10 protein-coding genes and 1 pseudogene are annotated in these 11798 nt (G+C 65.2%); 4 read left to right on the top strand and 7 right to left on the bottom strand.

Annotated features, from left to right (window positions below; genetic code table 11):
- Positions 1-12 precede the first annotated feature (12 nt).
- The 5 genes and pseudogenes from IFR23_RS20490 to IFR23_RS01210 all read right to left on the bottom strand — a co-directional run.
- Positions 13-246, bottom strand: a pseudogene (locus tag IFR23_RS20490) (DUF2155 domain-containing protein); the annotation flags it as partial.
- 197 nt (positions 247-443) lie between these two features.
- A complete protein-coding gene (locus IFR23_RS01225) occupies positions 444-836 on the bottom strand; it encodes an NADH:ubiquinone oxidoreductase subunit NDUFA12 (RefSeq protein WP_056060269.1) in 393 nt (130 codons plus the stop codon).
- A 547-nt stretch (positions 837-1383) separates the two neighbouring features.
- Complete coding sequence (locus tag IFR23_RS01220; RefSeq protein WP_192974617.1) at positions 1384-1809, bottom strand: DUF192 domain-containing protein; 426 nt, start codon at positions 1807-1809, stop codon at positions 1384-1386.
- Between the two features lie 68 nt (positions 1810-1877).
- Positions 1878-2429: a cold-shock protein gene (locus IFR23_RS01215; protein ID WP_244655411.1), complete on the bottom strand. Its 552-nt coding sequence runs from the start codon at positions 2427-2429 to the stop codon at positions 1878-1880.
- Positions 2430-2580: 151 nt separating this feature from the next.
- Positions 2581-3282: a regulatory protein RecX gene (locus tag IFR23_RS01210; protein WP_342344839.1), complete on the bottom strand. Its 702-nt coding sequence runs from the start codon at positions 3280-3282 to the stop codon at positions 2581-2583.
- A 31-nt stretch (positions 3283-3313) separates the two neighbouring features.
- Between IFR23_RS01210 and IFR23_RS01205 the strand changes: the two genes are divergently transcribed.
- Together IFR23_RS01205 and IFR23_RS01200 are read left to right on the top strand one after the other, a co-directional pair.
- The gene (locus IFR23_RS01205; RefSeq protein WP_192974365.1) at positions 3314-5071 is read left to right on the top strand and encodes a fatty acyl-AMP ligase; all 1758 of its coding nucleotides are present in this window, start codon (positions 3314-3316) and stop codon (positions 5069-5071) included.
- A 146-nt stretch (positions 5072-5217) separates the two neighbouring features.
- Positions 5218-7575: a putative bifunctional diguanylate cyclase/phosphodiesterase gene (locus IFR23_RS01200; RefSeq protein WP_446740878.1), complete on the top strand. Its 2358-nt coding sequence runs from the start codon at positions 5218-5220 to the stop codon at positions 7573-7575.
- Positions 7576-7606: 31 nt separating this feature from the next.
- Here the strand turns inward: IFR23_RS01200 and IFR23_RS01195 are convergent, their stop codons facing one another.
- Complete coding sequence (locus tag IFR23_RS01195; protein ID WP_192974364.1) at positions 7607-8890, bottom strand: M20/M25/M40 family metallo-hydrolase; 1284 nt, start codon at positions 8888-8890, stop codon at positions 7607-7609.
- 189 nt (positions 8891-9079) lie between these two features.
- Here IFR23_RS01195 and IFR23_RS01190 point away from each other — a divergent pair, with 189 nt between their 5' ends.
- Positions 9080-9751 carry a PAS domain-containing protein gene (locus IFR23_RS01190; RefSeq protein WP_192974363.1) on the top strand — a complete coding sequence of 224 codons (672 nt, stop codon included), beginning with the start codon at positions 9080-9082 and terminating at the stop codon, positions 9749-9751.
- A 53-nt stretch (positions 9752-9804) separates the two neighbouring features.
- Here IFR23_RS01190 and IFR23_RS01185 read toward each other — a convergent pair whose 3' ends face one another.
- Positions 9805-10260, bottom strand: a complete 456-nt coding sequence (locus tag IFR23_RS01185; protein ID WP_107961690.1) for a universal stress protein — start codon at positions 10258-10260, stop codon at positions 9805-9807.
- A gap of 122 nt (positions 10261-10382) precedes the next feature.
- Here IFR23_RS01185 and IFR23_RS01180 point away from each other — a divergent pair, with 122 nt between their 5' ends.
- Positions 10383-11735 carry a pyruvate dehydrogenase complex dihydrolipoamide acetyltransferase gene (locus tag IFR23_RS01180; RefSeq protein ID WP_192974362.1) on the top strand — a complete coding sequence of 451 codons (1353 nt, stop codon included), beginning with the start codon at positions 10383-10385 and terminating at the stop codon, positions 11733-11735.
- The last annotated feature ends 63 nt before the right edge of the window (positions 11736-11798 follow it).

Raw genomic sequence — 11798 nt, 5'->3', positions numbered from 1 at the left:
CGCGGGGCGTTCCTTGTACAACCAGCCCGAGAACGACCGACGCCAATGCGTGTCGACGCCACGCACCAGCACCTGCACGAAGGCGCCGGTCAGCTGCTCCTGCTCCCACGGTGCGGTCTGCTCGCACTCGCGGAGGCGCAGCACGACGTCGCCCATCCGGGTCGACTGGCCCGGCTTGAGCGTCACGTCATGGGTTTCGCCGTTACGCTTGTTGAGCAAGCCCAGCACGGCCACGCGCTGCGCCATCGGGGTGCCGCCATTGGCGATCGCCGCCGTACCTGTCTCGATAGTCTCGATCGACGAAGTGCCGGCCTCATCCGGACCGGGGAGGTCCTGCTGAACCGTGGCGACCGGCGCAGCCGGCGAGGTGAGCGCGCGGTATCCGAACCAGCCGCCCACCGCCAACGCCACGACCAACACGGCCGCGGCGAGCCAGCGCATGATCACCCTTCGGGCGTCCAGGCTTCGTAATCGCCCGTCGCGGCGGCGCGGTGGCCACCCTTTTCGAGCGCACCGGCAGGACGATAGGCGAGCGCGGTACCCGTCATGTTAGGCACGGCCGGCTTCTGCCACGCACGGATCGGCGGCAATGCGCGATCGGGCACGTCGTCGACCTGGTGATGCAGCCAGCTGAACCACGCGGGCGGCACGCGGCTCGCGTCGGTCGCGCCCTGGTAGATCACCCAGCGGCGCGGGTTGCCGGCGGTGTCCTTGCCACCTTCGTAATAGACGTTGCCAAGCGCGTCCTCGCCCTTCTTCGCCATGCTGCGCAAGCCGAATTTGGTGCCGAGGGTGGCGCCGTTCCACCACGTGAAAGTCGATGCGAGAAAGCCCATGGCTGGCGCTTAACCCGACTGGCGACGGGCTTCAACCATGATCGTTGGGGGAAGGCCGCCGCTACTCTCGATCCTCCCCCGCCAGGGGGAGGTGGCTGGCGCTTGCCAGACGGAGGGGGAGGATACGGAACATGGGTGGCCTGCTTCCTCCCCCTCCGTCAGGCTTATGCCTGCCACCTCCCCCTGGCGGGGGAGGATCGTGGAGGTTCGCCGTTGTGATCAGGGGCCCTTGCCTGCAACGGTTCCCGCTTCCTTGTTCTCCCGCGAAGGCGGGAGCCCAGTCTGGGTCCCCGCCTTCGCGGGGAAACAGTCTTTTCTACTTGGAAGGGTTAGCCCTCACCGACCAGCAACTTTTAGAGGACGCTTCAAGCAAGGCCACCACCCCGGCGAAGGCCGGGGCCCAGTTGGAGAGGCCGCGGTAACGGAGCGCAGCATCAGTTGGCGACGTCACCCAACTGGACCCCGGCCTTCGCCGGGGCGGTGTAATTCCTTCAACGATATCGCGCGGTCGGATGAAATTGTTAGACGTACGACAAACCGCCCGCGCCTACTCCGCCTTGTCCCACGTCACCAGATCGCCCTCGGCGATCCCCAGTTCCGCAGCCCGTCCGCCCATCAGTTCCAGTACGGCCCCGACCGGTTCGCCCGACGGTATCGGCACTTCCGAAAACGGCACGGCATTCTCCGCGATCCGCGCGATCGTCCCGTCGCTACGGATGTAGATGATATCGAGCGAACTCGGCGTGTTCTTCATCCAGAAGTTGGCCTCCACCGGCTTGCCTCCCGTGGCGGGATACGGCCAGAACAGCATCCCGCGATCGGGCTTCAGGTCGGTGCGAAACATGAGTCCGCGCGCCTGCTCGGCCGCCGTCTTCGCGCTCTCGACCCGGAACGCATGCGCCCCGTTCGCGCTCTTGATCGTCAGCCCAAGCGTGCCGTCCTTCGCCGCTTCGGTGTCGGTGCTGCTATTCATGTACGCGACACCCCCGGCGCCGACGCCCAGCGCCAGCACCGCGGCCAACACGGCCTTCGCAACCAGATTCATCCAGGATCCTCTTCGACCGCGACGGCAAGCGGTCCCTTGCGCCCTTCGACCACGCGCGCGCGGAGCGGCTGGTCGGGTTCGACCGTCTCGATTCCGGCGCGGCGCAGCGTTTCCATGTGGACGAAGATGTCGCTGCCATCGGCACTCCGTACCAGAAAGCCGTAACCCTTCAACCGGTTGAACCACTTCACCGATGCCGCTTCGAACGGTCCCGCCGCGTCGATCATCGCAATCGGATCGACCCGATCGGGCGAGGACACGGCGCGCACGACCTCCTCGACCGCGTTGGTCATGTCGATCGACACGATCTCGCGCGCCTGGAAACCGCGACCGCGCTGGACCGACAGTGTCTCGACGCGCGCACCCTCGGGAAGGCTGCGACGGCCATGTGATTGCAGGACCGAGAAATGCACGAGGATATCGCCCACGTCTTCGTCGTCCGCGACCGCGAATCCGAAGCCCCGGGTCACGTCGAACCATTTGATGACGCCACCGATCGCGCGCACGTCTTCACCGTTCGCGACGGTCGCAGCGATCGGCGCCACCATCGGCCCCACCAGCGGCGTCGCCATCGCTACGGCCGGCGATACCGCCGCGACTATCATGTCCGCATCCTGTTGCGTGTCGTTACGCATTGTCACACCCCTGAACGCCGAGATAGCACGCTTCGTCGCTACCGCAACGAATCCGTTGCCGAACTCAATCGAAATCCACCAATTCCGGCGTATCGGACGGCGGTGCAGCAACAATTTTGCGCGCCAGGTCGAACCGGTGACCGGCGCGCAGCATCGCGGCGAGCTGTTTTTCCTGAAGTTTCCTGTCCGCCTCGCCGTTGCCGTACGGTCCGATTCGCTTCCGACGGGCAAAGGCGAGCGCAGATTCGACCGCACGATCGGCAATCGCAGGCGCGACCGATTCCGCATCGCCATCATCGATCCCGGCCTCGCGAAAGGCTCCCGCGACACGCCGCGCGCCCAGCCCTCGGCGCTGCATCGCAGCAGCACGTTGCTCGGCGAACGCACGGTCGTCGACATAACCCAGATCGGCCATCCGTTGCGCGAGCTCGCCAGGCTCGGCCAACGCCGCGGCAGAGCCACCATCCCAACCCCGCTCACGGATCTTGCGCATCAGATAATCGGTTAACCGCCCCCGCGTGGTCGCGAACCGCTCGACATAGCGCAGCGCCATCCGCTCCAGCGCGGCGGCATCGATCGGCTTTGGCGGTGCGCGGTCGGCCTTGCGCGTATTGCCACGGCCGGCGGACCGCTCTTTACCGCGGGTTTTGGAGCGCCCTGTCGCGCGATCGGGGTCGTCATCGTCGGACACGCCATCATTGTGCCACACTGACACCCGAAGTTGAACGGCTAGACTAGAAATAGGCGAGGTGCGCTCAGCCGCCATGCCGGGCAAGACGCCAGAGACAGGAACTGCGATGACGACCGAGACGCTTCAGAAGGACGGCCAGACCGCGATCACCGCGACGCCGACCCAGGACGCCCTGCCGCGCCGCTTCGCCGATTTCGGCACCTTGGGCGAAGCGCTCGATTACGCCGCAAGCGGTAACCGCGGGCTTAATTTTCACGACGCCCGCGGCACTTTGTCGCAGCCCTACCCCTATTCGCAACTCCGCACCGACGCGCGTGCGATGGCGGATCGCCTGATCGCCGCCGGCGTCGCGCCTGCCGATCGCATCGCGCTGGTCGCGGAGACCGGTCCCGAGTTCGCGGCGCTGTTTTTCGGCGTCGTCTATGCCGGCGCATGGCCCGTGCCGCTGCCGCTGCCAACCTCGTTCGGCGGCCGCGATTCGTACATCGAACAGCTCCGCGTCCAGCTCGCCAGCTGCGATCCGAAGATGCTGATCTTCCCGCCCGAACTGGCACAGATGGCCGGCGAGGCCGCACGCCTGTCGGGTACCGTAGGCATCGACTGGTCCGAGTTCGCCGTGCGCGAGGCACCGGCCGCGACGTTGCCCGAGGCAAACCCCGACGACATCGCGTACCTGCAATACTCCAGCGGCTCGACGCGTTTCCCGCACGGCGTCGTCATCACGCACGCCGCGTTGCTCAACAACCTCGCCGCGCACAGCCACGGCATGGAAGTCTGCGACACCGATCGCTGCGTCTCGTGGCTGCCCTGGTATCACGACATGGGGCTGGTCGGCTGCTTCCTGTCGCCGATCGCCAACCAGGTCTCGACCGATTACCTCAAGACCGAGGATTTCGCGCGCCGTCCGCTCGCGTGGCTTGATCTCATCAGCCGGAACGAAGGCACGACGCTCAGCTATTCGCCGACCTTCGGCTACGATATCTGCGCGCGCCGCATGTCGTCGCAGACCAAGGCGAGCGACCGCTTCGACCTGTCGCGCTGGCGCGTCGCGGGCAATGGCGCCGACATGATCCGTCCCGACGTGATGCAGTCGTTCGTCGACGCGTTCGCCGATGCCGGCTTCAAGGCCAGCGCGTTCCTGCCGAGCTATGGCCTTGCCGAGGCGACGCTCGCGGTCTCGCTGATGCCGCCCGGCGAAGGCATCCGGGTCGAACTCGTCGAGGAAACCCAGCTCTCGGGGGGTAGCCGCGGCGGTGACCGCCCACAGCGGTATCGCGCGATCGTCAACTGCGGCAAGCCGGTCCGCGACATGCAGATCGAAATCCGCGAAGAGGACGGCACGCCGCTCCCCGATCGCGCGATCGGTAAGGTATGGTGCAGCGGCAAGTCGGTGATGGTCGGCTATTTCCGCGACGATGCCGCGACCGAGGCGTGCATGGCCGACGGTTGGCTCGATACCGGCGACATGGGCTATATGTCGGACGGCTACATCTACATCGTCGGCCGCGCCAAGGACATGATCATCGTCAACGGCAAGAACCACTGGCCGCAGGACATCGAATGGGCAGTGGAACAGCTTCCCGGCTTCAAGGCCGGCGACATCGCCGCGTTCGCGATCACGACGCCCGGCGGCGAGGAAACCCCCGCCGTATTGGTCCAGTGCCGCAGCTCCGACGAAGCCGAACGCCTGCGCCTGCGCGACGAGATCCGCGAGCGCGTCCGTTCGGTGACGGGCATGAACTGCCTGATCGAACTGATCCCGCCACGCACCTTGCCGCGCACGTCGTCGGGCAAGCTCAGCCGTGCGAAAGCGCGTAATCTTTACCTCAGCGGCGATATAAAGCCGTATGACATTGCAGCGTGAAACCATCCCGACTCGGACCGACACTAGAAAAGTTCGTGCCGACAAAGTACGTGTCGTCCAGCACTTAGCATCATGTCGGGTGTTAATTACATCCAATTCGGTGGATTACCAACGATCTGCTAACCAGGTTGTTTTACACTGACCCCGTGAACATCAGATCACCCTCTCCATCACGCCGGTTCACGGTGGATACGCCGACGTTGCTTGGATTGCGCGGCGGCGTGGATCATCTCGAATGGAGCCGTATCCGTGCCGCGCAGCTCTTTGCGGGGCGCAGGTTGGCGTTGTTCGTGCTGGTCGCGAACATCTGCGCGACCTTGACCACGGCCTTTCTGGTGCGTGGATTCGTTCCGACCTGGCAGATCGTCGGCTGGGCCGTCTCGATTCTCGCGGTTGCACTGGTCGTCGGATTTCGTCGGCTCGCGACGAATCATCGCGGCGATAGCTATGCCAGCGTCCGCGACGTCCGGAACACCGGATGGGAGGGACTCGCGCTCGGTCTTACATGGTCGATCGTGCCCGTGCTGTTCTGTACCCACGCACCGTCGGGAACGACCGCGGGCCTCGGCATAACGCTTGCGGTCTTGATGATCGCGGCGGCGTTCGCGATGGCGCCGCTCGCGCTCGCGACGCTGATCTTCCTCGGGTATCTCGGCACGGCGATGGTCGTCCAGCTGGCGATGGCCGGCGCCAGCGCAGCCGCGGTGGGGATCTTCGGCTTCACGCTGATGTTGATGATCGTCTGCGTCAGCCGCGCGCGGACGCTCGTCCTGATCCGCGCTGCCGAGATCGCACTCGACGAACGCGACCAGACGGTCAGCCTGTTGCTGCGCGAGTTCGAGGAAACCGGCGCCGACTGGCTCTGGGAAACCGATGTCGCACGACGGATCGTCCGGGCGTCGTCGCGCTTCGCGTTCGCCTGCGGGCTCGATGCGCGGGGCCTGGAGGGCATGCCGTTCCTGCAGGTGCTGGCGGGGCCAAGCTGGGATACGGGCGACTTCACGGCCGGCCTGCGCACGCTCGCCGAAAAGATGAAGATGCGGCAGAGCTTTCGCGATTTGCGGTTGTTGGTGCAGATCGGTGGCGAGGATCGCTGGTGGGAACTCGCGGCCTCGCCCCGCTTTGGCGACGACGGCGAATTTGTGGGTTTTCGTGGTGTGTGCTCCGACGTAACCGAACAGCGCGCATCGGCGGATAAGATCAACCGCATGGCACGGTTCGATACGCTCACCGGCCTGCCCAACCGCTTGATGATCAACGAGACGCTGGTGAAGACGATGGCGGAGGCGGACATCTGGGGCGGCCGCTATGCGTTCATGATGCTCGACCTCGATCGCTTCAAGGCGGTCAACGACACGCTCGGTCACCCGATCGGCGACCGCTTGCTTGGCCAGGTTTCCGAACGCCTCGCTCAGTTGATGGACGACGATCATCTGTGCGGCCGGCTCGGCGGCGACGAGTTCGCGGTGATCGTCCGCGATGCGAGCGATACCGTCGCGATCGAACGCCTGGCGCAGCGGATCATCGAATCGCTATCCCATTCCTACGAGATCGACGCACATACGTTGTACATCGGGGTCAGCGTCGGCATCGCGGTCGGCCCGCGTGACGGTCGTACCGCCGAGATGCTCGTGCGCTCCGCCGACCTGGCGCTGTACCGTGCCAAGGATGCCGGGCGCGGCGTGTACCGGACGTACGAGCCCGAACTTCACGTCAAGGCCGAGGAGCGCCGGGTGCTGGAACTGGCGCTGCGCACCGCCGTCGAGAATGGCGAAATGCATCTCGAATACCAGCCGGTCGTCGACGCCGGCACCGGCGCCCTGTTGGGCTTCGAGGCGTTGCTGCGATGGGTCAGCACGGCGTACGGCACCATTGCACCGAGCAAGTTCATTCCGCTCGCCGAGGATGCGCGCCTGATCGCTCCTATCGGAGCCTGGGTATTGCGTACAGCGTGCGAGGAAGCGGCCAAATGGCCGTCGGACATTCGCATCGCGGTGAACATCTCCGCCAATCAGCTCCAGAATCCGAGCTTCGTGACCACCGTCACGTCCGCGCTGGCAAACACCGGGCTATCGGCCGAGCGCCTCGAGCTCGAGGTCACCGAAAGCGTCTTCATGCATGAGGGGCTTGGCGCGACGAAGGTGCTCGAACGCCTGCTCGATCTTGGCGTCCGCCTCAGTCTCGACGATTTCGGGACCGGCTATTCCTCACTCGGCTATCTCAGCCGCACCCGCTTTTCGTCAATCAAGATCGACCGCAGCTTCGTTCGCGACGCCGCCAAAGGGCTGCGCGAGGCGGTTGCGATCGTCCACGCGGTCATCGCGCTGGCGAAGAGCCTGGACATGGCGACGACGGCAGAGGGCGTGGAGACCGAGGCCGAACACCGCATGGTCCAGGAGTTCGGCTGCACCAAGGTCCAAGGCTTCTACTTTGGTCGCCCCCTGCCCGTCGAGGAAGCGCGGGCGCTCGCCAACCGGCGCTGGAGAGCGTCAGCCGCGGCCTAATCGACCGCGAGCAGCTTGACGGACGCGACGTTCAACGTCGCCGTTCGCGCCCGGCGAAGCTCACGAGACTTTCCGCCCCCGCAGCCGAAAGCGCGGACACGCCGACGAAATTGTCGTCGACCGGAACCTGCGTCAGGACCGTCCCAGTCCCTGTGACATCCCGGGTCTCGGCCCAGCTCTGCGCATCGTTGCGGCGCCACCGCACGCGATAGCCGGCAGCGCCCGGTACCGCAGTCCACTTCACCGTCGTGTCGCGGGATAATGCTCCTGCGATCGACACTTCCTCGGGCGCCGCGGGTGCGCTGGCGATTCGCGACAGCGTCGCAACGTTGATCGCGGTCACCTTCGCAAGGTACGGGAAGTCCATGCCGGCGATCGTATCGCCGTAGACCACGCCTTTCTCGGTGCGCAGATCCTGGTGCTGGCGGTCCCAATTCTCTGCCGCGACCGAGAAGCGTACGGCGGGATAGCCGAGCTTCAGGAACGGCTCGTGATCGCCGCCGCGCCCGAACCGGTCCGGCCGGCGATCGAGCATCACATCCAGTCCACCGGGAATACCGCGTGCGATTCCGTCGATCGCCTTCGCCAAGGCGCGGCTGGGACCGTCGTCCTCGCCGCCCTCCGCCCTGCGCCCCTGCTGAGCGACGAGATCCTCCGATGCGCGAATGCCTTCTGAAAACACGCGAACCTTGTCAGCGACGCGCACGCCGCCCTGCCCGACCGTGTTGCCGACGATATCGTTGTTGAGCATCGCCGAGACCTGCCAGCCGCGAGCCTTGGCGGTGTCGGCGAGCAGTTCGGCACCCCACAAGCCCTGCTCCTCGCCGGAGAACACCGCGTAGACGATCGTCGCGTCGAACTGGCGCTGCGACAGCAGTCGTGCGGCCTCCAGCACCAGCGCGACGCCCGACGCATTGTCGTTCGCGCCGGGCGCATCCGACGTCACGTTCATCACGTCGGTGACACGGCTGTCGATATGCGCGCCGACGATCACGACGCGGTTCGGATCGCGGCCCTTCTGGATACCGAGCACGTCCTCGACGACGACACCGGTCGGTGCGCGCGGTCCGATGAAGCGCCGCGAGATGCGGTCGACGGTGATGCATCCGCCACAGGTTGCCGAAATCGCGTTGAACCGGTCAGCGGCCCAGGTCCGGGCGGCACCGATGCCGCGCTTCGGATCGGTCGTGGTCGACGCGGTATGACGCGTGCCGAAACCGACCATCGTCGTGACATCGGCCTCCAGTCGTGCCGGAGATTGAGCAGGATACGCGGCGGCGGCTGCAAGTAGCAGCGGAGCGACAAGGATGGACATTCCACGATCTTGGATCGAACCGACCCGCGGCTCAAGCCGCGATCATGATATTTTTACAATCGACCAATATTTAGCACGCCAGCAACTATTCGTACGTCCTACCAATGGCTTGAAACGAAACTGCATAATCCATGTTGCAGAAATTTTGGCGTGGTTGGTAAAGATGTTCGTGGGGCTGCAGGAACGACGATGATCATTGGCCACTCTATTTCGAACGGTGACGGCGTTATCCAGGCGGTCGACGAAACGGTCGCGACATTGTTGCAGCGCACCCAGAAACAGTTGGTCGGGCTGTCCTATCTCGCCATCACCCACCCCGATGATCTTGCCCGTAACCGCTCGCAGGTCATCGCGTTGCAACCCAACGGAAATTCCGCGAAAATCAGGAAGCGCTACATCGGTGGCGAGGGCGATATCCTGACGCTGGAAGTTCAGGTGTCGCGACTCGGCAGCGGTCAGACGGGCCATCTCGTCGGCACGCTCTCGACCATCCCTACCGCGGTCGACGTCATCGACCCCGCGGACATGCCTTACCGCCTCTGGCAACGCGCAAAGAGCTTGCTCGGGGTCATGCGCGCGCGCGACGAAACGCTTGGCTCAGACCTGTTCGCCGATCACGCCTGGACGACGCTGCTGATCGTGTACGTTGCCGAAGCCGAAGGTCGGATCGCCAGTATCGGCATGGTCGCCGACACCTTGGGCATGTCCCGCGCGACGCTCGGCCGATGGATCCGGGTACTCCAGACCCGGTCGCTGATCGAGCCGCCCCACGCCGATCTCGATGCGCTGCAACTCACCCAGACCGGCATCGACGGTATCGAACGACTGCTCGCAACCCAGCCCGCAATGGAAGTCAGCTAGGCGCTATTTTATCCAGACTGTCGTTGGCAGCCCTTTGCTATCCAAGCCGATCGCTAGCTGAGCCTGTCGATCGCCTCGCGGGTCAGCGATCCGGGAATGATCATGACCGGAACGGGTAGCGCGCCCGCGTCTGTGCCCGCGAAATGCGCGATCAATTCGCCCGGTGCCCCGCTTGCCGCAGCCCCGAGCACCAGCGCCGCGATATCGGGGTTCGCCTCGATCATCTCGCGGATGATCTTGGCGGCCTCGCCTTCACGCACCGTGATCGACGGCCGAAGTCCCGATTCCTCGATCAGCGTACCCGCGGCACCGGCGACCAACCCCTCGGCGTGCAGCCGTGCCTCTTCCTCGATCGTCGCCTGGACGCCGCCGAACGCGATGAACTCCTGCGGCGGGATAACGGTGAGGATCTCCACGCCGCCGCCGGTCTTTACCGCACGCCGGGCCGCGAACCGCAGCGCGATGCCAGCTTCCGGACTATCGTCGATAACCACCAGATAAATGCGCATTTTAGCCCCCGTTATTGCCGGTAATTGGGCCGAGGCGGGTCGATACGCAAGTGCGCCGGGGTTGACCCGAGCGGACGGGGGCGCGAGTAGGCATGCCGTTACGTCACGCCCTGGGGAAATCCATGTCGATCGAGATCAAGATGCCTGCGCTGTCCCCGACCATGGAGGAGGGTACCCTCGCCAAATGGTTGATCAAGGAGGGCGACGTCGTGAAATCCGGCGACCTGATGGCCGAGATCGAGACCGACAAGGCGACGATGGAATTTGAAGCCGTCGACGAAGGCACCGTGGTCAAGATCCTCGTCGCCGAGGGTACTGACAACGTGAAGGTCGGCACGGTCATCGCGATCATCGCCGAAGAGGGCGAGGATGCGTCTTCGGTCTCTTCCGCGCCGACCAAGAGCGATACGCCCGCGCCCGCCGCGAAGGAATCGGAAGCCAAGCCCGATCCGAAGGATCCCAACGACACCGGCAGCGAGTCCAAGCCAGTCGAGCGCACCGAGGCGTCGGCTGAGGACCATGGTCGCCCCGACGATGCCGGCGCGGCCAAGCCCGCCGCCAGCGGTGACCGCGTCAAGGCAAGCCCGCTTGCGCGCCGTCTTGCCGCCGACAAGGGTATCGATCTCGGCGCCGTGTCGGGTTCGGGACCGAAGGGTCGCATCGTCAAGGCCGACGTCGACAGCGCCAAGCCGGGTGCGGCTCCTGCTGCTGCGAAGACCGAGGCTGCTGCGACGACCGTGTCCGCTGCTCCGGCACCCGCCGCCAAGCCTGCGACCGTGCCGGATATCCCGCATGAGGCGACCAAGCTCAGCAACGTGCGCAAGACCATCGCACGGCGCCTGACCGAGTCGAAGCAGACCGTCCCGCACATCTACCTGACCGTGAACATCCGTCTCGACGCGCTGCTCAAGCTGCGCGGCGAGCTGAACAAGAGCCTCGAATCGCGCGGCGTGAAGCTGTCGGTCAACGACCTGCTGATCAAGGCGCAGGCCGTCGCGCTGATGCAGGTGCCGACCTGCAACGTGATGTTCACGCCCGACCAGCTCATTACCTTCCAACGCGCAGACATCTCGGTCGCGGTGAGCACGCCGTCGGGGCTGATCACGCCGATCATCGTCGGGGCGGACACCGCCTCGCTGTCGTCGATCTCGACGCAGATGAAGGACCTTGCGGCACGCGCCCGCGACGGCAAGCTGAAGCCTGAAGAGTATCAGGGCGGTACTGCCTCGATCAGCAACATGGGCATGTTCGGCATCACGCAGTTCGATGCGGTGATCAACCCGCCACAGGCGATGATCCTCGCGGTCGGTGCTGGCGAGAAGCGTCCGTACGTCGTCGGTGACGAGCTGACCGTCGCGACCGTGATGTCGGCAACCGGCAGTTTCGATCACCGCGCGATCGACGGTGCCGACGGCGCGCAGTTCATGAAGGCGTTCAAGCACCTGGTCGAAAACCCGCTGGGCATGCTGGCGTAAACTCGAAAGCATGATTGCCTCACCCCGCCCCTCCACCCCGTTCGTGCTGAGCGAAGTCGAAGC

This window comes from Sphingomonas sp. CFBP 13603 (assembly GCF_014892665.1).
Lineage (GTDB): Bacteria > Pseudomonadota > Alphaproteobacteria > Sphingomonadales > Sphingomonadaceae > Sphingomonas.
Note: the sequence above shows the minus strand (reverse complement) of the source record. Positions and strands in the feature narration are given on the sequence as shown.

What these genes read in the sequence shown, in the direction of transcription:
- IFR23_RS01225 (WP_056060269.1), bottom strand. Translation starts at nt 836, where the DNA reads ATGGGCTTTCTCGCATCGACTTTCACGTGGTGGAACGGCGCCACCCTC.
- IFR23_RS01185 (WP_107961690.1), bottom strand. Translation starts at nt 10,260, where the DNA reads ATGCGCATTTATCTGGTGGTTATCGACGATAGTCCGGAAGCTGGCATC.
- IFR23_RS01190 (WP_192974363.1), top strand. Translation starts at nt 9,080, where the DNA reads ATGATCATTGGCCACTCTATTTCGAACGGTGACGGCGTTATCCAGGCG.
- IFR23_RS01215 (WP_244655411.1), bottom strand. Translation starts at nt 2,429, where the DNA reads ATGGTGGCGCCGATCGCTGCGACCGTCGCGAACGGTGAAGACGTGCGC.
- IFR23_RS01205 (WP_192974365.1), top strand. Translation starts at nt 3,314, where the DNA reads ATGACGACCGAGACGCTTCAGAAGGACGGCCAGACCGCGATCACCGCG.
- IFR23_RS01180 (WP_192974362.1), top strand. Translation starts at nt 10,383, where the DNA reads ATGTCGATCGAGATCAAGATGCCTGCGCTGTCCCCGACCATGGAGGAG.
- IFR23_RS01195 (WP_192974364.1), bottom strand. Translation starts at nt 8,890, where the DNA reads ATGTCCATCCTTGTCGCTCCGCTGCTACTTGCAGCCGCCGCCGCGTAT.
- IFR23_RS01220 (WP_192974617.1), bottom strand. Translation starts at nt 1,809, where the DNA reads ATGAATAGCAGCACCGACACCGAAGCGGCGAAGGACGGCACGCTTGGG.
- IFR23_RS01210 (WP_342344839.1), bottom strand. Translation starts at nt 3,282, where the DNA reads ATGGCGGCTGAGCGCACCTCGCCTATTTCTAGTCTAGCCGTTCAACTT.